The 24,209-nt window shown below is 47.2% G+C and carries 22 protein-coding genes; 10 read left to right on the top strand and 12 right to left on the bottom strand.

All coding sequences use genetic code 11. From position 1 onward, the window contains the following. The 3 genes from OH458_RS05000 to syd form a co-directional block, all read right to left on the bottom strand. Window positions 1-2,148 (bottom strand): TonB-dependent receptor plug domain-containing protein, encoded by a 2,148-nt coding sequence (locus OH458_RS05000; RefSeq protein ID WP_269977477.1) that lies wholly within the window; start codon window positions 2,146-2,148, stop codon window positions 1-3. Between the two features lie 232 nt (window positions 2,149-2,380). Further along, window positions 2,381-3,157 carry a Zn-ribbon-containing protein gene (locus OH458_RS04995; RefSeq protein WP_269977476.1) on the bottom strand — a complete coding sequence of 259 codons (777 nt, stop codon included), beginning with the start codon at window positions 3,155-3,157 and terminating at the stop codon, window positions 2,381-2,383. A 2-nt stretch (window positions 3,158-3,159) separates the two neighbouring features. Then, window positions 3,160-3,705 (bottom strand): SecY-interacting protein, encoded by a 546-nt coding sequence (gene syd / locus OH458_RS04990; RefSeq protein WP_269977475.1) that lies wholly within the window; start codon window positions 3,703-3,705, stop codon window positions 3,160-3,162. Window positions 3,706-3,787: 82 nt separating this feature from the next. Here syd and queF point away from each other — a divergent pair, with 82 nt between their 5' ends. The 6 genes from queF (at window position 3,788) to OH458_RS04960 (ending at window position 11,936) form a co-directional block, all read left to right on the top strand. Continuing rightward, a complete protein-coding gene (gene queF / locus OH458_RS04985; protein ID WP_269977474.1) occupies window positions 3,788-4,633 on the top strand; it encodes an NADPH-dependent 7-cyano-7-deazaguanine reductase QueF in 846 nt (281 codons plus the stop codon). 14 nt (window positions 4,634-4,647) lie between these two features. Further along, window positions 4,648-6,918 (top strand): tetratricopeptide repeat protein, encoded by a 2,271-nt coding sequence (locus tag OH458_RS04980; protein WP_269977473.1) that lies wholly within the window; start codon window positions 4,648-4,650, stop codon window positions 6,916-6,918. A 110-nt stretch (window positions 6,919-7,028) separates the two neighbouring features. Further along, a complete protein-coding gene (locus OH458_RS04975) occupies window positions 7,029-8,594 on the top strand; it encodes a GGDEF domain-containing protein (RefSeq protein WP_038190042.1) in 1,566 nt (521 codons plus the stop codon). 173 nt (window positions 8,595-8,767) lie between these two features. Continuing rightward, window positions 8,768-10,129 carry a nucleotide 5'-monophosphate nucleosidase PpnN gene (gene ppnN, locus OH458_RS04970; RefSeq protein ID WP_269977472.1) on the top strand — a complete coding sequence of 454 codons (1,362 nt, stop codon included), beginning with the start codon at window positions 8,768-8,770 and terminating at the stop codon, window positions 10,127-10,129. Window positions 10,130-10,192: 63 nt separating this feature from the next. After that, window positions 10,193-10,972, top strand: coding sequence for a flap endonuclease Xni (gene xni, locus OH458_RS04965; protein WP_269977471.1), 780 nt, complete (start codon window positions 10,193-10,195; stop codon window positions 10,970-10,972). A gap of 214 nt (window positions 10,973-11,186) precedes the next feature. Continuing rightward, on the top strand, window positions 11,187-11,936 hold the full coding sequence (locus tag OH458_RS04960; protein ID WP_269977470.1) for a DNA/RNA non-specific endonuclease: 750 nt from the start codon (window positions 11,187-11,189) through the stop codon (window positions 11,934-11,936). Between the two features lie 66 nt (window positions 11,937-12,002). Here OH458_RS04960 and rlmM read toward each other — a convergent pair whose 3' ends face one another. The 7 genes from rlmM to pomA form a co-directional block, all read right to left on the bottom strand. Then, window positions 12,003-13,094 carry a 23S rRNA (cytidine(2498)-2'-O)-methyltransferase RlmM gene (gene rlmM / locus OH458_RS04955; protein ID WP_038217771.1) on the bottom strand — a complete coding sequence of 364 codons (1,092 nt, stop codon included), beginning with the start codon at window positions 13,092-13,094 and terminating at the stop codon, window positions 12,003-12,005. Then, a complete protein-coding gene (locus OH458_RS04950) occupies window positions 13,091-13,489 on the bottom strand; it encodes a DUF423 domain-containing protein (protein WP_038140158.1) in 399 nt (132 codons plus the stop codon). The genes rlmM and OH458_RS04950 overlap by 4 nt, the downstream gene beginning before the upstream one ends. Beyond that, the gene (locus OH458_RS04945) at window positions 13,479-14,105 is read right to left on the bottom strand and encodes an alpha/beta fold hydrolase (RefSeq protein WP_269977469.1); all 627 of its coding nucleotides are present in this window, start codon (window positions 14,103-14,105) and stop codon (window positions 13,479-13,481) included. Before OH458_RS04945 ends, OH458_RS04950 begins: the two co-directional genes overlap by 11 nt. Next, a complete protein-coding gene (locus OH458_RS04940) occupies window positions 14,098-15,006 on the bottom strand; it encodes a transcriptional regulator GcvA (RefSeq protein ID WP_038140155.1) in 909 nt (302 codons plus the stop codon). Before OH458_RS04940 ends, OH458_RS04945 begins: the two co-directional genes overlap by 8 nt. A gap of 379 nt (window positions 15,007-15,385) precedes the next feature. Continuing rightward, the gene (gene thiI / locus OH458_RS04935) at window positions 15,386-16,834 is read right to left on the bottom strand and encodes a tRNA uracil 4-sulfurtransferase ThiI (protein WP_269977468.1); all 1,449 of its coding nucleotides are present in this window, start codon (window positions 16,832-16,834) and stop codon (window positions 15,386-15,388) included. Between the two features lie 165 nt (window positions 16,835-16,999). Beyond that, window positions 17,000-17,944 (bottom strand): flagellar motor protein MotB, encoded by a 945-nt coding sequence (locus OH458_RS04930; protein WP_038217777.1) that lies wholly within the window; start codon window positions 17,942-17,944, stop codon window positions 17,000-17,002. Between the two features lie 10 nt (window positions 17,945-17,954). After that, window positions 17,955-18,719 carry a flagellar motor protein PomA gene (gene pomA, locus OH458_RS04925; RefSeq protein ID WP_269977467.1) on the bottom strand — a complete coding sequence of 255 codons (765 nt, stop codon included), beginning with the start codon at window positions 18,717-18,719 and terminating at the stop codon, window positions 17,955-17,957. Between the two features lie 250 nt (window positions 18,720-18,969). Between pomA and xseB the strand changes: the two genes are divergently transcribed. The 3 genes from xseB to dxs are packed head-to-tail and all read left to right on the top strand — an operon-like array spanning window position 18,970 to window position 22,003. Beyond that, on the top strand, window positions 18,970-19,212 hold the full coding sequence (xseB, locus tag OH458_RS04920; protein WP_269977466.1) for an exodeoxyribonuclease VII small subunit: 243 nt from the start codon (window positions 18,970-18,972) through the stop codon (window positions 19,210-19,212). Between the two features lie 20 nt (window positions 19,213-19,232). After that, complete coding sequence (ispA, locus tag OH458_RS04915) at window positions 19,233-20,117, top strand: (2E,6E)-farnesyl diphosphate synthase (RefSeq protein ID WP_269977465.1); 885 nt, start codon at window positions 19,233-19,235, stop codon at window positions 20,115-20,117. Window positions 20,118-20,137: 20 nt separating this feature from the next. Next, window positions 20,138-22,003, top strand: a complete 1,866-nt coding sequence (dxs, locus tag OH458_RS04910; RefSeq protein ID WP_269977464.1) for a 1-deoxy-D-xylulose-5-phosphate synthase — start codon at window positions 20,138-20,140, stop codon at window positions 22,001-22,003. Window positions 22,004-22,056: 53 nt separating this feature from the next. On the opposite strand, the gene truC is transcribed toward dxs, so the two are convergent. Both truC and OH458_RS04900 read right to left on the bottom strand, forming a co-directional pair. Beyond that, on the bottom strand, window positions 22,057-22,779 hold the full coding sequence (gene truC / locus OH458_RS04905; protein ID WP_269977463.1) for a tRNA pseudouridine(65) synthase TruC: 723 nt from the start codon (window positions 22,777-22,779) through the stop codon (window positions 22,057-22,059). Continuing rightward, window positions 22,779-23,093, bottom strand: a complete 315-nt coding sequence (locus OH458_RS04900) for a YqcC family protein (RefSeq protein ID WP_269977462.1) — start codon at window positions 23,091-23,093, stop codon at window positions 22,779-22,781. Before OH458_RS04900 ends, truC begins: the two co-directional genes overlap by 1 nt. Before the next feature lie 76 nt (window positions 23,094-23,169). On the opposite strand from OH458_RS04900, the gene OH458_RS04895 reads away from it, so the two are divergent. Then, window positions 23,170-24,207: a DUF3549 family protein gene (locus tag OH458_RS04895; RefSeq protein ID WP_269977461.1), complete on the top strand. Its 1,038-nt coding sequence runs from the start codon at window positions 23,170-23,172 to the stop codon at window positions 24,205-24,207. The last annotated feature ends 2 nt before the right edge of the window (window positions 24,208-24,209 follow it).

Genomic DNA, 24,209 nt, shown 5'->3' with positions numbered 1-24,209 from the left:
TTATCTTGTCCAGTCGACGGCGCCGTAATTCCAATCAAGCGTCAACCAGTACTGGGTGCCATTTTGAAATGGCTGCAGGCTATCTGGGAATTCCGTCGACTGTTCTGCGCCTAGATTCTCAACCGAAGCGGTAATTCTTGGTGTGCAGTCGGCGTACTGCCAACTCACCGAGGCATCAAAACTTAATACTTTCGGCCAGATGTAACTTGGATCATCGACAAAATCACGATGCAATTTTGACTCAGAGACATACTGCATAGACGCACTTGCCCACCACTGCGGAGTGATGTCCCACATCACTTGGGCATTCACATAATGATTAGGTTGGTTTTCCAACTGACGTTTTACCGCATCGTTAGATCCACATATCGCACCTTCACAATGACCAACAATGCGCTTATAGCTGTAGTTGGTGTTGATTTGAAGTGGTTCAATCGGCTGCCATTTAAGTGCTATTTCTCCCCCCATGGTTTCAGACCAAAGAGGGTCAACGTATTCTGATACGTACTGTTCAATGTACGTCCCGACCGTACCTGGTGATGAGTCACCTGCAATCACCCAGCCTTGAGCACTCACCCCTTTTAAGGCTCGAATATTCTCGTGAACACTGTAGAAACCACTCATATTAAGCTGCACTTTGTTAGTGTCCCAGAAGCGATAACCAAGTTCGTAAGTTTCAACACTCTCTATACTAAGGTCATCTCCACCTCGATAGAGATACGTAGCAATGTAGTCGTACTTGTTTTCTGCGCCATCGTGCGCCCCAGATTCAACGTAGTAGTTCTCTTGGAAGGTGGTCTCCAACTCCAATCGCGAAGGGGTCACCACCGCGCGTCCCCATCCTGCCCACAAACGTTGGTTGTCGGACAGTTGGTAACTCAATCTAATCTGAGGCTGGGCATCGACACTATGCGTCAAGTTGTTGTATTGCCAGCGGTTGCCCAAGGTTAACGTCGACTTATCGCTGATATCAATGTTCCAGTTCGCATACAAACCGTAACTTTGATTCAAGAAATCGGCGTTATCCGTCACTCTAATATAAGGAACAGAATAGCGCTCACTGTTACTGTATTGACCTAGTTGCTCATCAATTATCCGAACATTGCCACCTAAACTAAGCTGTGTTCCCCACCAATCTTTAATGGTGTAGTGAGAATCAAGATCGACACGCCAAAATTGCGCATCTCGAGCGGTACTATCGTTTGAACTGTAAGTGAGCCATAGTTTGTTTTCCCAACTATCGCCATTTTCAACATCATAAATGTGTTGTAAGCCAGAGAAGTACTCTTGCATCGTCATCTCAGTATCGTAAACGCTGGCACTTGGCAGACCGGGATTGAGAAAGTGAGGGTGGTATTTCATCCATTGATAATCCTCACGAGAGCGAATCCCGCCAGCTTGGACACTCACGGTGTGGGCAAACTTTTGATAGTCGAACCGCATACCAAAACGCTCGGTATAGACGTTGTAATCTTGAACCGGCTGTACGCGCTCCTCGTCACTGGTCCACGGCATATGGTCGACAAACTCAAAATATCCGCTTAGATAGCCATACTCACCAATCTGGGTCGACTCATGTAGCTGATACTCAGAATAACCATAGTTGCCTTCTTTAATCGCGAACTTGCCATCGGGTGCGCTCTCGGCTTCAGAGGTGATGATGTTGATAACCCCATTAACTGCGTTCCCTCCCCAGATGGTGCCAACCGGCCCGAGTACCACTTCAATTTGGGCAATATTGTCCATGCTTACCGGAATCAGATCCCAGTCGACACCTGAAAACATTGGGTTGAATACACTGCGACCATCCACCATCACAAGAAGTGTATTACTCAACGCTTGGTTCTGACCTCGCGCGGTAATACCCCAGTCATAGTTTGAATATTTGGCGACATGTAACCCTGGCGCCAGAGCTAACGCATCTGCGACAGAGCGGGCTCCAGAGCGGTTGATCTCTTTCGCCGTGATCACATATACAGACGCGGCAGTATCAGCCAGACTCTGCGCGGTTCGGGTAGCCGAGACAACTTTTGTATCCGCTAACGAACAGAGGGGCATTTCAAGCAATGAGTCGAGGTCAAAATCAGCAGCCGCGAACGGAGCAGTCAATAGCGATGAGGCGATCGCAATTGGGAATGTAAAACGCATGGTTGGTTTCTCGTAGCACGTTGCCAACAAGCGGCAATATTCCCTTAAGCCGCGCGCAACGAATGAACAGTTTTAAACAAAAAACAGTATAGCGTTTTCATATTATTCAATCATTTGCTAACCGCATGATCTCCTATCGAGTTTCAAATCCTCACGACAAAAAGGATTTGTTTTCACACTTTCTGTCGCGCTTTAACTACAAAAAACCTCTCCGAAGAGAGGTTTATTATCATTACTTTATATGGTCCCACGACATATTGGAGACTATCCGGCAGTCATCACATTTGAAATAGAAGATGTCGTGTATCGGTTCGTCTAGCAACCAATCACCACCACACTTGGGGCACTTGCGAGCTTTTTCATCAGCAAGACTTTGGCCCCCCACTCGATACTGGTAGTAATAGGTAGGGACTTTAGTGATGTATTCAATTCGACCACGCAGGTCCCAACCGCGCTTAAACAGCACACTTTCAGCATCACAAATCTCGTGCAATGCGGCATGCTCTGCTCGACATCCCCCCGCCATTTGGATTTCATCGCAAGCTTGCCACTCCGTTTGCCACTTAATCACCGCTTTGTGATCACCGTTAAGAGTCGGACCATTTCGATACAGTGGAATAGGCAGCAAGGTATCACCACTTCTAAGCGGTGAGCAGGTGTGAACGTAAGTCGTGTATAGCACTTGCCAACTTGGGGCGCCCTCTTCTGCCACTTCCTCTGAGTTAATATCTCGCCCCAGCAAACGGACCTTAGGCGCCAAAAGAGATGCATCCGCAAGGCGGCGGATACAAACATTCACAAAGTCAGAGTGGTTGTTTGGATGCAAACTCTGCTGCTCTGGGCACACTGCGCGAACGAAAAACTCACCGTCGCCCATCACAATGGGAAACTCTCGCCCTAACACTTGACCGTTGTAACGCAGCGCATCCATTAAGCCATTAATCGCCTTATCTACCGCAGAGATAGTGGTGTTATCGAAACACTCAAATTGAAGTTCAACTACGTACATGGTTACACCGCAGGCTCAAGCTTAGCTAAAAATTCGGCTACGTTTTGAGCCAAAACATCGCGCTTATCGGTCCCCAACCGTTCAAGAACAACTTGACCGGTTAAGTTGCAAATTGAAATAACATCCAATTCCGCATCAGTCGCCGCAATAAACACCGTAGGTTTCAGTTTGAGTCGGCGCTGAGTCACCAAGTGGCCAAGAATGTTTTCTTGTAAGCGGACAAAATCATCGTCACTCCAAACTTGCAGCAACGTCAGTTCGTTGCCATTCCATGTTGCCTCCATATCTCCGCAATATTGGACGCCGTAAAAGAGTTTGATGTCTTCATGTAGCGTCAACTCAATGCCTGCTTCAACGTTCGAAAAATCAGCTTGCTGCTCTCTTACAAACGCTTTCCAATCCACTGCACCGGCACTTTTGCTTTCAACACATGGTGAGACAAGATCGTACAACTCTTCACTGCGTGGAAGATGACCATGAGCGTCAAGGTAAGCTTGGTGGTAGTTTTCAGTGAATGTGAGTAACGCTTGTTGAGCATTATCAGCCATTAGATTCTCCAACATGAATGGTCGCTTTTAGAGGCGAGATTGCGTAAAATTCTCGACATTCTAATAGAAAATGAACAAAAGTATGAGCAAATATTCTGACGCAAAAGAGCTTGCTGGCCTAACCCTTGGCCAAAAAACAGATTACTCAAATCAATACGACCCTAGCCTTTTGCAACCTGTACCACGCAGCTTGAACCGAAACGACCTCAACCTTGGTGACGAACTGCCATTCCAAGGCTGCGATATTTGGACATTGTATGAGCTATCTTGGCTTAATGAGAAAGGCTTGCCGCAAGTCGCGGTCGGTGAAGTCTCGATCCCTGCCACCAGCACGAACCTGATCGAATCCAAATCGTTCAAACTCTACTTAAACAGCTTCAATCAAACGCGTTTTTCTAGCTGGGATGAGGTAGAAAACACACTCATCCAAGATCTGTCTCAGTGCGCTGGTGAAACCGTTGCCGTTACACTACGCTCGGTGATCGATTACACAGATTCAGTCATCGTATCGATGGATGGTGAATGTATCGATGACCAAGACATTGAAATCACCCACTACGATTTCGACGAAACTCTGCTGCAAAATGCCACCGACAATGAGGTTGTTGAAGAGAGCCTTCACAGCCACCTGCTAAAATCAAACTGCTTGATCACCAACCAACCAGATTGGGGCAGCGTCGAGATTCGCTATCGAGGCAATAAAATCAACCGTGAAGCGCTGTTGCGTTACATTGTCTCTTTCCGAGAGCACAATGAATTTCACGAGCAATGCGTTGAACGTATCTTTACTGACATCATGAAGTTCTGCCAGCCGCAGCAATTAACTGTCTATGCTCGCTACACTCGTCGAGGTGGATTGGACATCAACCCGTACCGCTCCAATCAAGATGCTCAGCCGGCACACAACCAACGTATGGCCCGTCAATAAGGACTCGGACAAGCATGAATTTACTACGCTGGGCACGCCATATTGGTGCACTAATACTGCTGTTCTCCTCTTCGCTGGCATTTGCGACTGTTTATTCATCGCCAATGTTAAGCGAAGCAAACAGTTTGGTGGATATCGTCCCTAAGCAAGCCAAGCAGCTCGCGACTGACTATATTACTCAGCGTACTTTGACTGACAAAACCGAGAAAAGCCCCTCTTCCATCTCACGTGATGAAACGGATGCCCGAACACGTACACCCGGCGGGACAATCGACGCATTGCGAATTCTCGCGCGTGCCGAGTTCAACCTCGGTAACCAGCGTGACGCGCTTCGCCATTTAAAAGAAGCGGCAGTGCTGGCCACCAACTACAATCTTCCTTACTTACTGCTGGATATTCGCTTGGTTGATATCCGACTTCGTTGGCAAATTTCGGGCGATGCCATTACGGCAAGAAAAACACTGGAAGAGTGGGAAACGTCGTTTGGAGAAATCCAAAACCCGCAGCAATTGGCGCGTGGTCTACAATACAAGCACACCATGCTGCTGGCTGACATCGCCTCTGCGGAAGGGGATATGAACGTTGCCGATAGACTTTACTTGCAGGCAAAACCCTATGCCGACGAAGCAAAATCCAACCAAGTCATGATCAGCTACCACACAACGCTGGGAAGCCACTATCTCGCCGCGAAAAAATACAACCCAGCACTCTCTGAGTTACTCTTCAGTTACTGGAGAGCCATCGAAAGTGATTCAGGTGTTGAACTGGCGAAAGTAAACCGCTTACTTGGCCAGTTGTTCTATGAACGAAAAGTGCTGGATAAAGCCAACGAGCACTTATCTCAAGCCGCAGACTTTTACGACAATTACGAACACTCTCCGCTACTCGCTCCAATTTTAAAGCGAATGGGCGATATTTATTACCACCAAGGTAAATACAACCTCGCTCTCGTTCATTACTTTAACGCCATGGACCATGAGCGCATTCAAAACAACATTGAAAGCGTCATCGACATTCGCGTATCACTCGCCGCGACCTATTTGCATTTGGTCAACTTCCCCTTGGCTGAGCAGTACTTGAACCGAGCACAAAAGCTACTCGAATATGCTGATATCCCGCGCCTAAAAGCGTACGCCCTATTGCTAGAATCTGGGTTGGCGAGGCATCAATTTAACGCCGACAAGGTGATCGAAAAAGCGCAACAAGCGTTGGAAATTGCCCAGCAATCATCCGATATCAGTACCCAGAAATCCGCCTATCAGTTGCTCTACTTGGGCTATGAACTCAAGGGCGATTATCGACAATCACTCGAGTACCTCAAGCAATACAACTCGCTAGCGAACATTGAACAGCAAGAGATTGATCTCTTGAACGAAGATGCGTTTCGCCAGCAAAAAGAGTTTGTCGAGCAAACTTTGCATCTCACTGGTCAAAAAGAAGAGTTAGAACAGACGCGAACTGAGTATCACAAGTTCCAAAAAATCACCTTCACGCTGTTTGTACTATGTGCGTTGTTGTTTGTATTTATTCTTCGTCGCGGCCACATAATTAATGTTCAGCGTGAAGAACTGGACAGATTAAACCAAGACTTATTCACTCACTCTCGATCTGGCCTACGCAATTTAAGAATGCTCAATGCCCGTTTACCAGCATCACTTGAAGAGAGCATCAGCAAGTTCGAGCAGTGGCACGTGGGCGAATTGATCCACGAACCGCTTAATGATCGGCTTCGCTTCGTGATGATTGACGTCCCATTCCTTCGCAACATGTATTTGCAACACGGTTATGAAGAAGGGCTAAAACTTGAGCGCGCATTTGGCGATTACTTACGAGAGAAAGTAGAGTCACCTGCGCGTATCTATCACTTCTCGGACGCGAACCTGCTTTATATAGAACCGAATAAAGAGCAAATGAGTGACCCAGAAGAGTTGTTCAACAAAATTCAACAGTGGGTGATGGAGTTTGAGCCAGAACGCCGCATCAATCGCATCATTCGTATGGGCATGGCTGACTATCCTTTCCTACCTAGAGCGTATACCGCGGTTAATGATAAGGAACTAGTTGATGTGCTACTAATGTCAACCAGCACCGCACGCACGCTTAGCATGAAAGAACATTGCAGCCAATGGGTCTACCTAAAAGCCATCGAAAATGCGCCAGCAGCCAGTTTAGCAACAGGTAATATACGCAAGGCCTGCAAGCATTCTATAAATCAAGGGTTAATAAAGGTGCACTCTTCGTACAAGAATGAGGACAGCATCAAAAAACTATTAAAAGATGAGTAAAACCTCATCAATCAAACGTTGTAACCCGTGACGGATGAGTTTTATTTGATATTATCAATAAATTCATAAATAGAGGTGGACCATTCCGCCTGTCTGTAAGTTAAGTTTTGATGGGCGTCCTAGAGCAAGATCTTCAGTCACAGCTGCACAATCTGAAATCTCAATTGGAACAAGTCCGATTGACACAGAGAGATACCTCGTTCAAATTTAAGAGAGAGCAGAAGGTACTCAAGCGCATCATTGCATCTATGACTGACGCTCACAGAAGTGAAGACCCGCGACTTAAAACTGGGCTGATTGAGCTAAAACAGGCACTCGAACAACAACAAGATGTCAGCTCCCTCATACCCAAACTTGCGGTGCTTGAGCGCTTGCTTAAACAACAAGGCTTGGCTATGGAAAAACAGACGGAACATCTCGACGCTCAGATTCAACACAGCGGCGAAACACTACTGCGCCTGACTGGGTTACCAGCCAAGGTGAAACGCGATCTGCGTGATCTACTGAGTTACTCGAAAGGGCTTCAACGACCGAAAGCCGAACAGGCCATGAAGCTGCTTGGTTTGTACGAGCGCTCAATCAAAATCATCACCTCAAACCCAGACACCCCACTTTGCCAAATTTCAAGCAGCTCTGATCGTGAACTTCTCACTCGGCTCTCTGACGAACTCCAGCATCTGATCACCGAACTCGATTTCGAGGGTGAATCGGGTGAACTGCTGATCGACATTCGCGCCAAACTTCTTGTGGGCGTGAATACCCACTCGTTACTTGAGCTGACGCTCCAAACGCTCAAACTCGTCATTGAAGGCACTCAGTTTGAGCGTAAAACATCGGAGCAATTCCTAGAGCAAGTCAACAGCTCACTCTCTTCTTCGATGAAAAGCTCTGAGCAAAACGTCAGTCAATCGCAAAGTTACTTTGAACAGCGCCAAGAGATGAACGACGAACTGTCTGGGCTGATCGAGCAAACCGAAGTAAAAGTGGCTTCCGCGACAGATCTTAGCCAACTGAAATCTGAAATTAACCCACTTGTGGCTCAGTTAAACTCTCTCTCTGAGCGTCTTCGTCATGCTGAACAGCGAGAACAAGCGCTGATAGAGCGAATGAATTATGGCAAAGGTCAACTTGAGGCACTGTTTGAAATGACTCAAGATTACCGACGCCGACTGGAAGACCAAGCGCAACGAATGCTGTTAGACCCACTCACAAAAGTCTATAACCGAACCGCATTTGGCGACCGTATGGAGCTCGAGTATCGTCGTTGGATTCGTGCGCAGCACAACCTAAGAGTCATTCTATTTGATGTCGATGGCTTTAAAACCATCAATGATAGCTTTGGTTATACTGCAGGTGACAAAGCGCTCAAGATCATCGCCCGAACGATCAAAAAAGAGCTTTCAGAGACCGATACCGTGGCTCGTTTTGGTGGCGAGGAGTTTATTATTCTTTTGCCTGAACGCTCTGACTCCGACTGCTTTAACCTAATCCAAACCATCCAAAGTCAAGTGTCTAAACTGCCATTCAAGTTTAGAGATCAGCACCTCACCATTACCTTGTCGGCATCCAGTACTGCGTTCAAAGAATCTGATACACCAGAAGAATTACTGGAACGTTTGAATCTCTTCCTTAAAGAAGGCAAAGCGATTGGCACCAATCAGCTTGTCTGGAAATAGTCCTAATAAATTCCTACCATTGTCATAGAAATATCAGATAGTTAGCTATAAAACCGTTTAAGCGTGCTAAGCTAACTAAAGTCCTACCTGTTTATTGAACAATAACAACAATGACTGAGGACAATAATAATTAGCGACTTTTGGAGAGTTCGTCTCTAGTCAAGGAGGTTCTTATGATCACTCATATCAGTCCAGCTGGTAGTATGGATCTACTCTCTCAACTTGAAGTTGAGCGCCTTAAAAAAACCGCTGCCAGTGATCTCTACCAGCTTTACCGCAACTGTACGTTGGCGGTTTTGAATTCAGGCAGTCACACCGATAACTCAAAAGAGCTATTAGACAAATACAAATCCTTCGACGTTAATGTGGTGCGCCGAGAGCGCGGCATCAAGCTCGAGCTGCACAATGCACCAGAGCATGCGTTTGTCGACGGCGAAATCATTAAAGGAATTCAGGAGCACTTGTTCTCTGTTCTGCGTGACATCGTCTACGTTAACATGCATTTGGCCGACAACCAGCGGCTCAACCTCACCAACGCCAGCCACATTACTAACCTCGTCTTTGGTATCTTACGCAATGCTGGCGCGCTGACCCCGGGTATTGAACCAAACCTAGTAGTGTGTTGGGGCGGTCACTCAATAAATGCAACAGAGTATCAATACACACGTGAAGTCGGCCATGAGCTAGGCTTACGTGAACTCAATATCTGTACTGGTTGTGGCCCAGGTGCGATGGAAGGACCAATGAAAGGGGCGGCGATCGGTCATGCCAAACAGCGCTACTACGATCAGCGTTACCTCGGCCTTACAGAACCATCAATCATCGCGGCAGAGCCACCAAACCCTATCGTCAATGAGCTGGTGATCATGCCAGACATTGAGAAGCGTCTCGAGGCATTCGTGCGTATGGCGCATGGTATCGTCATTTTCCCTGGCGGCGCAGGAACGGCTGAAGAACTTCTCTACATTCTTGGCATCATGATGCACCCAGAGAACAAAGATCAACCGTTGCCAATTGTTCTGACCGGGCCAAAAGAGAGTGAAGAGTACTTCCGCTCTATTGACCGCTTTATCGGTGAGACTCTGGGTGAAGATGCACAAAAACACTATGAGATCGTGGTCGATGATCCAGCTCGCGTTGCACAAATCATGAAGCAAAGCATGACGGATGTTCGCCAGTATCGCAAAGATACGGGTGATGCCTACAGCTTTAACTGGTCGCTCAAAATCGAACCTGAGTTTCAGCTTCCCTTTGAGCCAACCCATGACAATATGGCTAGCCTCGATTTGCATCTTAATCAAAGACCAGAGAATCTCGCCGCCGCTTTACGCCAAGCCTTCTCAGGTATTGTCGCGGGTAACGTAAAAGCAGAAGGCATTCGTGAAATTGAGCGTCACGGTCGATTCAAACTCGACGGCGATAGCAGCTTAATGAAGAAAATGGACAAGTTACTCCGCGATTTCGTTGAGCAAGATAGAATGAAACTGCCTGGAGGCTCAGCTTACAAGCCTTGCTACGAGATCAAGACAGGCTAGCGGTGGTATTCTCACTCTCATTCGATACAATAAGGGCTTAATGCCCTTATTTTTTTGAGTTTTATGTCTATTCATCTTGTTATTATCGATGCCCTTAACTTAATCCGACGCGTTCACTCCGCACAACCGGATCCTAACGATATTGCAAGAACCATCACCACCACGACGCGAACGCTGAATAAAATCATCAAAGAATCCCAACCGAGTCACATGATTGCGGTTTTCGATCACCACCTCCAAGAACGTGGCTGGCGCGCAGAGATCCTGCCTGAATATAAACAGAACCGAAAGCCAATGCCTGAGCCGCTGTTAAACGGACTAGAGTCCATTCAAGACGCTTGGTGGCAACTGGGTATTGATTCACTCCTGTCGGATGGCGATGAAGCGGATGATTTGGTCGCGACGCTCGCCATGAAGGTGGCCAATCATGGTGAAAAGGTCACCATCATTTCCACGGATAAAGGATACTGTCAGTTGCTCTCTCCAACACTGCAGATCCGAGACTACTTCCAGCACCGTTGGTTAGATGCGCCTTTTATCGAAAAAGAGTTTGGTGTCACGCCAAAGCAACTGGCCGATTACTGGGGTCTTACAGGGGTGAGTTCGAGCCAAGTTCCAGGAGTGCCGGGTATTGGTCCGAAAGCTGCGAAAGAGATCTTGACCCAGTTTAACGATATCGAAGCCGCCTACGCCAGCGACGAGTTGCCAAGCAAATATCGGAAGAAGCTCGACGAACACATTGATTCGGCTCGACGTTGCAAACAGATTGCCGCGTTAAAAACAGACATTGAACTCGGCTTTAACTTGCAAGCGATTCGCTATACTGGTCCGCAAAGCGCTTAAGACTCAGCACATCACGTTCTCACGGCGTATTTATTAGTAAATTATTGATTAGTTTACGGTTGTTAAATTTAGCTGTTGGGTAAACCGTTGCCCTCTCAACTTCGACAGTTACCTAACTCTTACCCGACCAAGTACGGTGTAAAGTCGCACTTTCATCACAGAAGCCGCTACTGATTAATCTATTTTTAGTGCTCCACTAATAAGGAGCACAATAATGAAAAAAGGTCTAATTCTCTCCCTTACGTGTCTATTCTCACTACCCGCTTTGGCTGCTACATGTGGTCAGCATCTTGCGATGGGCACCCCCTCAGAACTTTCGGATCAACTGTTATGCCGTGACGGATATGCCGTTGGCTACAACTATCAGACGAAGAACGCAGACTGGGTGGCGTATCACCTCACTGCTGAAAGCGTTAACGCCAGTTACAAGCGGAGCAACAGCTTTAAAATCGACGCTGAGCTGCCTGACTATGCGCAATCAACCTTGGATGACTATCGAAGCTCTGGGTACGACCGCGGTCATTTGGCCCCGTCAGCGGCGATGGACTTTACTCAAGAATCTATGAAGCAGAGTTTTCTTATGAGTAATATGTCGCCACAACTTCCGGGGTTCAACCGTGTAGGATGGCGTTTACTTGAAGAGCACGTGCGCGATGTCACTAATGAGTACAATGAAGTGTACGTAGTCACCGGACCAATTTATAACGGCAATGAAAGCACCATTGGCAATGGCGTGGTGATTCCAAGTGCGTTTTACAAGGTCATCTTAGACCCTTACTTTAATGACGCGATTGCGTTTATCGTGCCGCACCGTGATGTGTCTGGCAGCGAGCTAGCAAACTTTGTCACTACGGTAGATGACGTGGAACAGCAGACAGGGTTAGATTTCTTCTCGATGATTGGTGACAGCGCTGAAAACACGATGGAGTCACAACTATGGGAAATGTGGCCAACGTCTAATTAGGGTCTATTAACCCTAGTACTTCTGCTACAAAAAAACGCTCCAATCGGAGCGTTTTTGTGGGTTTAACTATCGCGGCGAGATATTCGACAAGCACTGGACATGGACGGTGATTTCTTCACGGTCATGGTAAAGGTGCTTCGCCTGCAGCTTGAACTTTACCTCATTGTCTTTTAAGAAGATTTTCAGGTTTTCAATATCCTGAAGCACTTCATCGTAACGCCCTTTCATCGGCAATTTAAGGTTAAAGATCGCTTCTTTAGCCCATCCACTGATGATCCACTCACCCATCAACTGAGCAACGCGAGACGGCTTTTCAATCATGTCACAAACAAGCCAAGTAACGTTCTTACGCGCAGGTTCAAATTTGAAGCCATCTTCTTGGTGATGTTTTACTTGACCGGTTTCCATCAGGCTGTCTGCCATCATGCCATTATCAACTGAATGAACAAACATCGAGCGTTTCACAAGCTGATACGTCCAACCGCCAGGGCAAGCACCGAGGTCCACTCCCCACATGCCAGCAGCAAGACGCTCGTCCCACTCCTCACGAGGGATGAAGACATGAAATGCTTCTTCAAGTTTTAGCGTAGAGCGACTTGGTGCATCCGCTGGGAACTTGAGTCGAGGAATACCCATAAAGAACTGCGAGTTGTTTGTTGGCAGAGAGTAACCGACAAAACAGTGGCCAGGCGCAACAAAGCAGATGTGTAACACAGGCTTTTTCGGGCTGTCTTTTGGAAACAAAATGCCTTTTCCGCGAAGTGCTTGACGCATAGGTACGGTGAACTTACGGCAGAATTTCAGTAACTCTTTTGCTTCATTGGTGTCGGGCGTTTCAACACGAATATCGCCGCAACGAGGCATGGTTTCTACATAGCTCAGATCGTGCAAGATTGGGGAAATACGGTCTTCACGTGGCAACTCTTGGATTTCAGCCGCAACCGCAAAGATCTGGCGAGCAAAGATCAAAGACTTAAAATCGAGTTCTTTAACCAATCGCTGCGCGTCACCTTCTTGGTAACATTCAAAAATAACGTAGCCACTGTTTTTCTTAACGCGAGGGAAACCAAACACTTCTAGCTGAGTGGCACGATCTTGAATTTCACCTGCACACTCTTTTTCAAAGCCGCTGCGGCAATAGAGCATTAATTGTTTCACTGATTCACCTCTTTAATCTGTAGTGCTGCGTAAACGAACATTCCCCACCCAAGCATAAACGTCAATCCACCGAATGGCGTGACTGGACCGAACCATTTGATTCCCGTTATGGCTAAAGCGTAAAGGCTGCCGCTAAAACAAAAGATGCCGATGATAAAGCAAATCGCGGCTAGGAAGAAATATTTTTGTGACTTAGGTGGTAATTTTATCAGCAACAGAGCGCCGCATAACACTATCCCAATAGCATGGATAAATTGATACTGAACGCCTGTATTAAACACATCTAACAAATACGGAGAGAGCATTTTCTTTAGCCCATGCGCAGCAAATGCTCCAAGCGCTACGCCAGTACCCGCAAACAAACCACCGATGGTAAGTAACTGCTTACTTTTCACGCTGAACCTCGAAGATGAACTTAGCTAACTTTTCGACCGCTAACTCAATATTGCCTTGCTCCGTGTAGCCAGAGCTTTTGCGTGGTTTAAAACTGTGGTCCCCCTCAGGAATAAACTCAACTTGCACCGCTGAAGACAAGTCAAAATCGGAGAACTCCTCCTTTTTACCAAAGGTGTCACGCTCCCCTTGAAGGATGAGTGTTGGCTTATCGAGTTCGGCTAAGTGCGCACCTTTATAGTTTTCAGGTTTGCCAGGAGGGTGAAATGGAAAACCCAAACAAGCAACTCCAGCCACTTGGCTCTCACCTGATAGAAGACTTGCCATTCGCCCCCCCATCGATTTGCCACCAATCACGACCGGCTTCTGGCCTGCGACATCAGCAATCACAGCTTGATACGCTTCCAGCAACTTTGGAGCACGATCTGGCGGACGCTTTTTGCCATCTTCCGCACGCTTAATCATGTATGGGAAATTAAAGCGCACCACTTGAATGCCTTTACTTGCCAGCCCTTCGGCCACCGCCGCCATAAAAGGATGATCCATCCCTGCCCCCGCACCATGCGCGAAAACAAAAATCGGCTGTGTTTTCTGCCCATCAATAAGATAGCTACTCATCCAACAACTCCTCTTGTTCACTTTGCGCTTTCGCCAACATCCAATCTCGGAACGTTGCGATTCGTCCCATATCAGCTTGTTTTTCGTGACACACGACATAAAACGCATTCTTAGTGACGAGCACTTCGTCAAACGGCGCAATCAAACGCCCCGCTTCCATCTCTGGCTGAGCAAGAACGTTGTTCCCTAATGCCACCCCTTGGCCATGGGCGGCTGCTTGCAGAACCATTGTCGAGTGACTGAAGATAGGACCATGATTGACGTTCACCCCCTCAATACCATTCTGCTTGGCAAATTGTTTCCAGTCTTTTCGAGATGTATCGTGCAATAACGTATGTTGTTTCAAATCACTTAGCGTTTCTAATGGTTTGGGTCCAAGAAGAAGCGACGGGGAACAGAGCGGGATTAGGAATTCTTGGTAAAGTTTGTCGGCTCTTAACCCAGGCCAATTTCCTCGCCCGTAGTAAATAGCGACATCGACATCGTCTGTTAATGAACCTTCATCCATATCAACGGCTTTGATGCGTACATCGATATCAGGCTCTTGTTGGTTAAAATCGGCCAAACGCGGCACCAACCATTGAATAGCGAAACTTGGTGGTAAGCTAATGGTCAATGCACCTTTTTCACTACGTTCAAGCACTTTATCAGTCGCTTCTGCTAGTGAGGTAAAGATATCTTTGATATCGAGAAAGTAACTTTGCCCTTCTTCAGTAAGAAGCAAAGAGCGATTTCGACGACGAAAGAGTTTTAAGCCAAGGAATTCTTCTAACGCTTTGATTTGATGACTCACTGCAGCTTGTGTGACGAATAACTCTTCCGCGGCACGCGTAAAACTGAGATGGCGCGCGGCGGCTTCAAACACTTTTAGTGAGTTAAGTGGAGGCAATCTTCTGGACATGTTGGCCTTCTATAAATTGGATTAGTTTTTTTAATCTGAAACATTATAAAATGTCCATTGCCTGACGACCAGAGAAATTCTATATTTCACCCCGCAGCAAAGAGCCAGAACGGCTTGATTCCTTTTCGAATCAATTGGCATATTGTTGCGATGTTGTGTTTGCAAACTCGTATTTCGAGTTAGGTAGGTTTCTACCAAGTTTTGTCTCCCGAGACGAAACATATACTTCCTGTATTTATTTTGACCTGTCTGTCAAATTTTTTAGCACCGCCTATATGGCGGTGTTTTTTTTATGCCTGCGATTACCCAATACAATGAAAAAAGCGCAAACCGAATGAACGATTTGCGCTTTGTTTATTCTGAAGGCAAGTCTCATCGACTAAGGGCGGTAAACCTTAACGTTGTTGAAACCTTGTTCTTGTAAGTAGAGAGCTTGTAGGCGGCTCATCACACCACGGTCACAGTACAGAAGGTACGTTTTAGATTGGTCTAAATCACCAAACTGCGTGCCCAACTTGAAGAATGGGATGTGCTTCACTTCTACGCCATCGATTTCAAGCGGGTTATCGTCTTCCTCTTCAGGACTGCGGATATCCAGCACGATTGCGTGCTCTTCGACCGCTTGAACCTGTTCAACTTCTGGTGCTGCTTGCTCGGTCTCTTTAGCGATATCACGAATGTCCATCATACGTGCGTCACGAACAACCTGCTCTAGGATATCAAAGTCAAACTTCGCTTCTTCCTCATCCAACTTGGCTTTCACCGCTTTGACTGTTGGCTTCTTAGAAATGACGCCGCAGTATTCTGGCATCGTTTTCGCAAAATCTTCCGTACCGATCTCACGTGCAAGATTGATGATGTCTTCTTTGTCCCAGTTAATCAGTGGACGCAGAATCAATGTATCAGTCACGTTGTCGATATGACGAAGGTTTGTCAGTGTTTGGCTTGAAACCTGACCAAGCGCTTCACCAGTTACCAAGGCTTCAATCTTAAACTTGCTGGCTACCATACCTGCCGCACGCATAAACATACGTTTTAGGATAACGCCCATTTGGCCATCATCCACTTTCTCAAGAATTTCCGCCACAACTGGCTCAAAGTCGACAGAAATGAAACGCACCTTGGCTGAAGAGCCGTATTTGTTCCATAAGTAGTGAGAAACTTGCTTAACCCCAATCTCGTGCGCAGGACCGCCTAAGTTGAAGAAACAGTAGTGCACTTTAGAACCACGTTTGATGTGCAGGTAGCTTGAAACACCCGAATCAAATCCACCCGAGATAAGGCTAAGCACATCTTCTTGAGTGCCCAGTGGGAAGCCACCAAGACCTTTGTAGCGAGCGATCACTTGGTTGAGTGTCTCACCTGACACTTCAACGTTCACCGTAACATCAGGATTACGCAGCTTAACGCTCGCGCTTTCGATCGCTTGGTTTAAGCCGCCACCCACGTAGCGCTCTAACTCAATTGAGGTAAAGTCATGCTTGCCACGACGTTTAGCACGAACAACAAACGTTTTGCCAACCAAGCTGTCTCGGTTTAGTTCCAATACCTGTTCAAAGATATCGTGCAGATCTTTAAAGCCAGACTGCTGCACTTCCAGAACATGGTGAATACCTGGCGTGTGCGTTAAGACTTCAATCACTTCCTGGCGATATTGATCGGACTCTGACGTCACTTCAATATGGTCACGGCGGTTGAAAACAGCGACAGACTCACAGCGGCTTTTAATGATGTTGCGAATATTACATTCAAGAATCTTTGTGAAGCGCTTGCGCACCGATTCACTTTTAACGAAGATTTCTGGATGGGGCTTAACGATAAATTTCATGGTTCACTTCACAAGTTAACAGGTTTGTAGATTCGCTTTGGGTCGCTACCATAATAGTAGTCATACTATTTGTACGGTCACCACCCACTAAGGGCGCAAGATTATACATTAAGCGACAGACATAAAAAAGACGAGCGTGATGCTCGTCTCATTGTTTAGCGGGGATCAATTATTGAGGACAGGCACTTCGTCACTTTGGAGCGCTTCGCCTTGCATGATGCTGATTTCCACGCGGCGGTTACGCGAACGCTGCGCTTCAGTATCGTTTGGACCGAGAGGCTCAGTATCTGCCATGCCTCGAACACGCAACCTCTGCGAGGTAAATCCACGGACTTTTTCCATCTCTTGGGCAACCGAAACGGCGCGTTGAGCAGAAAGATCCCAGTTTGAACGATACAGCTCTGACTCAATTCGCTGATTGTCCGTATGGCCCGATACTCGCACAATACCCGGAATGTCTTTGACGAGATCCGCAATCTGCCTCACTAATGGGCGGAACTTAGGCTGCAAGAATGCAGAGCCTTCAGGAAATGCGCCTTTTTCTCGAATTCGAATATCGATTTGCTGACCAAGGTTCTCCACTTCAATGGCCCCTTGTTCAATCTCTCGCTCGAGCGCTTTCTTGATGCTTTCCATCAAGGTTTCAAGCTCTTGAGACATTTCCGCTGACTGTTGCTGCTGGCTGTCTGATTCCGAGTTCTGATTGTTCTGGGTTGACGTATCTGGCGATTGCCCACCCGTTAACTTACCTTGGTCACGCTGTGTGCCCCCTGCTCGGTCAGACTCCCCTTCGTGGAACTCCAACGTCTGCTGAGTAATATCGATGGTTTGTTGCATGATGACATCAATTGGCGTGGGCTCAGGACGCCCCGGACGAAACTCTTGCGCAATGATACTGGTCCCTTTTGGAATGTCTTTCACTTCCAAACGGTTTTGTACACCAAAGGCAAATTTCATCGAACCCGCGATCTGCTTGAACTTCAGTACATCCATCTCAGAAAACGAGAGCAGAAGTACGAAGAAGCACATCAACAGAGACATTAAGTCAGCAAAGGTACCCATCCATAGCGGTAAGCCGGGGGGCGGGCATTTTGGTTCTTCTTCTTCCATCCCTTCACCCTTACTCGTTATCTACATCAAGAGCACGTTTACCTTCGTTGAGGTAGTTCTTCAGATAACTATCAATGACACGAGGGTTCTGGCCATCTTGAATTGCTAACACGCCATCCATAATTAGGCGGCGATTGAGTTTTTCTTGTTCACGACGAAGCGACAGTTTATCGGCAATCGGGAAGAAAACCATGTTTGACAGGATTGCACCGTAGAGAGTGGTCAAAAGTGCTACCGCCATTGCCGGACCAATCGATTTCGGATCATCCATGTTGGACAGCATGGCTACCAGACCTACGAGGGTACCGATCATTCCCATTGCTGGTGCTACGTCACCAAAGGCTCTAAATACACTGGAACCAAAATCGTGACGCTCGTCCGTGAGGGCGATGTCTTTTTGCAGGGCCGCTCGAACCACATCCGCATCGTGACCATCGACCAGCAAGTCGATGCCTTTCTGCATAAAGCTGTTGGTGATCTCCATCTCTTCTAGAGCAAGGAAGCCACCTTTACGCGCTGCATCTGCCATTTCGACGACTTTAGCGATGAGATCTTCTGGTTCATCCGCTTTAAACATGAAAGCTTTCCCCGCGATCTTCGCGGCTCCGAAGAACTGGCCCATAGTAAACTTCATCAACACAACAAATGTTGAACCACCTACTACGATCAGAATCGACGTTACGTCGATGAACATCATGATGCTTCCGCCCAGTATCATCGCCATGATAACGAAAGCAAAACCACCGATCAGTCCTACCAGCGTTGCTAAATCCACAAAGCACTCCTCATGCTATCTCAAAGCTTCTACCAAATTATATCGGCAACATCTTCAGATCTTTAGTGTTTTCTCTACTTCTACTATAGATACTTATCCCAACTAGTAAACTAGCCTTTCGTCAACTGTTGACCTTTCCCTCGCTTATCAACGTCTCAGTTCGACTTTTCTGACAAATTTACTCGGTTAAATTTGACCATCATTGGCCGCTAAGGTAACTTTCGTGCATCTTTATCAACGTAGACATATTATGGCGAGCAAAAAACCTGAAAATATGACCTTCGAAGCCACTATCGAAGAGCTCGATGTTATCGTAGACAGTTTGGAAAATGGTGACTTAGCTTTAGATGATGCACTCAAAAAATTTGAACGCGGCATTGCCCTAGCACGCTCAGGTCAAAGCAAACTTCAAGATGCCGAACAGCGCGTCAGCATTTTGCTCAATAATGATGACCAATCACCAGTTACTGACTTTAACGCTCAGCCAGAATAATTGATTTAGAAGATACCCCTATGCAAGAGGCTCTAACCTCACTCCAACAACGTAGCAACCAACAGCTTGAACGTTGGCTTGACACGCTCCCTCACCAGCAACAATCGCTTATCGACGCAATGCGCTACGGACTGCTGCTCGGTGGCAAGCGTGCAAGACCATTTTTGGTCTATATTACAGGCCAAATGCTAGGCTGCTCACTTGAGCAACTTGATACGCCCGCAGCAGCCATTGAGTGTATTCACGCCTATTCATTGATCCATGATGATTTGCCTGCGATGGATGACGACGAACTGCGTCGCGGACAGCCAACCTGTCACATTAAGTTTGATGAAGCGACTGCAATCCTGACTGGCGACGCTCTACAGACACTTTCGTTTACAATTTTGGCAGAAGGTCAATTGAGCCCTGAGGCAGAAGCTCAACGTATAATGATGGTTAAAGTACTGGCAGAAGCCTCTGGCGCTGCAGGTATGTGTATGGGGCAAGCGCTCGATTTGGCGGCGGAAAACCGTGTTGTTTCACTGCAAGAGCTCGAAGAAATCCACCGCAACAAGACCGGAGCATTAATGAAATGCGCCATCCGTATGGGCGCGTTAGCAGCCGGAGAAAAAGGCATTGAGTTTCTTCCTCTGCTTGATAAATACGCCGACGCGATTGGTCTGGCGTTTCAAGTTCAAGACGACATTTTAGACGTCATTAGCGATACAGAAACCTTAGGTAAGCCGCAAGGTTCTGACCAAGAATTAAACAAGAGCACCTACCCAGCCTTGCTTGGACTGGAAGGCGCTATTAACAAAGCTCACACTCTGTTAAAAGAAGCACTTCAAGCCTTGGATGCTATCCCATACAATACAGAGTTACTCGAAGAGTTCGCCCGATACGTCATCGAGCGCAAGAACTAACAGAATAAGCGCGCAAAACTATGACTCTTGATATTTCAAAGTACCCAACACTGGCACTGGCTGATACGCCAGATGAGTTACGCAGCCTTCCGAAAGAAGTGCTGCCTAAGCTGTGTGATGAGTTACGTACTTACCTTTTAAACTCAGTTAGCCAATCTAGTGGTCACCTTGCCTCTGGCTTAGGTACGGTCGAACTGACCGTTGCACTTCATTACGTCTACAACACGCCGTTTGACCAATTGGTGTGGGACGTCGGCCACCAAGCCTACCCGCATAAGATTTTGACTGGACGTCGCGATCAGTTGTCGACCATTCGTCAGAAAGACGGTTTACACCCTTTCCCATGGCGAGAAGAAAGTGAATATGACACCTTGTCTGTTGGCCACTCGTCTACCTCTATCAGTGCCGCGCTGGGCATGGCGATCAGTGCAGGCAAAGAGGACAAGAATCGTAAAGTTGTCAGCGTGATTGGTGATGGTGCTATCACCGCAGGCATGGCCTTCGAGGCAATGAACCACGCGGGTGATGTCCACCCTGATATGCTGGTGATTCTCAACGACAATGAAATGTCTATTTCAGAAAACGTTGGAGCACTGAACAACCACTTAGCACAAGTCCTTTCCGGTAGCCTTTACACCTCGATTCGCGAAGGCGGAAAAAAAGTACTGTCGGGAGTTCCGCCAATCAAAGAGTTGGTGCGCCGCACAGAAGAGCACTTGAAAGGCATGGTTGTTCCAGGGACACTTTTTGAAGAGCTTGGCTTTAACTACATAGGCCCAGTTGATGGCCATGACGTGAACGAGCTGGTCAAAACTCTCAAGAATATGCGAGAGCTTAAAGGCCCACAGTTCCTCCACATTATGACGAAAAAGGGTAAAGGGTACGAGCCAGCGGAGAAAGATCCAATCGGTTATCATGGCGTGCCTAAGTTCGACCCTAGCCACAACTCACTGCCAAAGAGCAGCGGCGGAAAGCCAAGTTTCTCTAAGATTTTTGGTGATTTCCTATGTGACATGGCTGCGCAAGATCCTAAGCTTATGGCAATTACGCCAGCCATGCGTGAAGGCTCTGGCATGGTACGCTTTTCGAAAGAGTATCCAGACCAATACTTTGATGTGGCGATCGCTGAGCAACATGCTGTGACGCTAGCTACGGGTATGGCGATTGCTGGTGATAACCCTATCGTCGCGATTTATTCAACGTTCCTTCAGCGTGGTTATGACCAGTTAATCCACGATGTGGCCATCATGGACCTTCCTGTGATGTTTGCCATTGACCGTGCTGGTTTGGTGGGCGCCGATGGCCAGACTCACCAAGGTGCGTTCGATCTTAGCTTCATGCGCTGCATACCAAACATGGTGATCATGGCGCCTAGCGATGAGAATGAATGTCGCCAAATGCTCTACACTGGCCACAAGCATACTGGCCCTTCTGCAGTGCGCTACCCGCGTGGTACAGGCATGGGAGCCGAGATAAAACAAGAATTTACCGCACTAGAGATTGGTAAAGGACGCCTGATTCGCCAAGGTGAAAAAGTCGCGATATTGAGCTTTGGTACATTCTTGGCGAACGCGCTAGAAGCCGCCGAGAAATTGAACGCTACTGTGGCGGATATGCGATTTGTAAAACCTCTCGACGAAGCACTCATTAAGCAGCTGGCCGATGAGCACGACGTAATTGTTACGCTCGAAGAGAATGCTATTGCCGGCGGCGCAGGTGCGGGTGTCGTTGAGTTTATGATGAAAGAGAAAATCATCAAGCCCGTCTTAAACCTTGGCTTACCGGACAAATTCATTGCTCAAGGGACTCAAGATGAGCTCCATGAAGAGCTCGGCTTAGACGCCAAGGGCATAGAGAAATCGATCCTAGAGTATCTCGCTAAATAAAGTAGGCTCTCTCAAATCCAAAAGCCCTCACACTGCTGTGAGGGCTTTTTTGTCTAGTTAGGCATCTGCCAATCAAACTCCTGACACAGCGCTTGCCACGTCTCATCCACACTCGCTTTAATGAGTAGTTTCTCATTGGTGAAGGGGTGAACAAACTCTAGACTTGACGCGTGAAGCAGTAATCGGTGCGAGTCATACACGTCTCTAAACAACTTATTGTGTTTTCCATCACCGTGAGTGGTGTCACCAACAATGGGATGCCTTAAATGGGCCATATGCCGCCTAAGCTGGTGTTTTCGTCCTGTCAGTGGCTTCATCTCCATCAGACAATAACGAGTCGTTGGGAATTTACCTGTCGAGTGAGGAACCTCTACTTTGGCAATAGGCCAATAGTCCGTAATCGCTTCTTGCGCTTCTTTGTCTTGGCTCGCGTGTTTGTCGGCAATCTTATCCAGCTCCACTTTCAGTGCGTAATCCAGCCGCCCAGACTCTTCTATCCAACCGCGCACGATTGCATGATAGGTTTTCTCCATCTCATGGTTGGCAAACATCGGCATAACCTGTGAAGCCACTTCACTGGATAAAGCAAAAATCAGCACACCCGAAGTCGGCCTATCTAAGCGATGAAGTGGAAATACATGCTGACCAATTTGGTCACGTAGAGTTTGCATGACGAACTGTGTTTCATGCTTATCGAGCCAACTGCGATGGACGAGCATCCCTGCGGGCTTATTGACGGCAACAAAGTAGTCGTCTTGATAAATAATCTCGAGCATTATCGGCACACCTCATCAATGGAAACTAATAAACTGAGCACAGATGCGTATTCTGGGCAAGATTTCCAGCTCTCCTCAAAGTAGGGGGAAATCGAAAACCCCGTCGGCAAAGGCATTTTTTGCTCGGCTATAGCCGTCATTTTAGGAAGGAAAACCCATTGCAACCATTGCTCTGGCTTCAAAGTATCGACAGAAAAAGGCTCATTACTTGACAGCTCTTCCGTTGATGGGGCGTCTTGCTGCCACAGCCCTAATTGGCGCATTGCTAGAGGAAGTTGCTGTAAAAGAGGTAACAATTGTTGTGCTTTTGTCATAAACCGTTCGTGTTGGCCTTGAAAAATGCTGTAAGGGTACCATTTATAGTAGAAATAAAGTTAGGACTATTCTCTAATGGAAACCATTCATACTCTGACCCAACTTCTCACCAACAGTCACTGTCAGTATCAAGTTTATGACCTCGGACGTCGTATTCGCCATATTGACAGCAAAGTATTTGCTGATGTCGAGCAAGGCTCAATGCCCTATCCATTTCCAATGCAACGCAAGGCTCACCTTGCCATCGCTTATTGGAATGAGCAAAAACAGCCTTGGATTTGGTTTCTAAAGTTCGAACTGGATGAGCGCGGGCTATTTAAGCAAGCGGATATTGGCAACTTCCTCAAATACGTTATCGAAGCAATGGGTACTCGCATTAGCCAAGATATGAGCGAAGAGCAACAACAAAAACTGTCGAACAATCCGTATACTTTCAAGCCATCTGAAGACAAAATGGCGGTTTTCCACAGCCAAATTCGCGCCCAACTGGATTTACCGTGTAGCCAATATTACGAACACGCACAGCACTACTTTGCTGGAGGCTTGGGGTGGGATCAGTGGCAGACCGTTGGTCTGCAAGGTGTGACTGATATGTGTGCTCGGTTGGGGCAAGAGCAAAATGGGGTGAATATTCGTAAAGCGTTAAAATACCTTCCCAATGAGCCTCTCTATGCCCTGCTCGGCGCGCTCGAACATAGCACATTACCGACCAAACTGGCCCATCGGCTTGCTGAACTGGCGATGGATCAAATCAACAGTAACGACCCAGATATTTTTTTACTAGGCGCATTAAGTCGAGCACTCTCTGGCGCGGAAGATAGTATCGCTACGCCAATTTTACAACAGATACTTAGCTCCCCTCGCTTAAGTCATCAAGAGGTCCTCATTGGCATCGCAGGGCGAAGCTGGCACCTATTAGCAGATAGTGACATCGCAGAATCTTACTTACTGCGCTTGGCACAAACAGGCAATCAAACCTTGTTCAATCAGTTATTTGCAGATTTGGTCATGCTACCGGAGCTTCGCATGGTATTGCTACCCCTGCTTCACTCTAGTCCTTCAGAAGAACTCGCAAAAGCGCTTCTTTCATTGCAACAAGCTGCGCGAGGGTAACC

Source organism: Vibrio sp. MarTm2 (assembly GCF_027587055.1).
In the GTDB taxonomy this organism is placed as follows: domain Bacteria; phylum Pseudomonadota; class Gammaproteobacteria; order Enterobacterales; family Vibrionaceae; genus Vibrio; species Vibrio sinaloensis_D.
The sequence above is the reverse complement of the archived record's forward strand: the minus strand, read 5'-3'. Positions and strand labels throughout refer to the sequence as shown.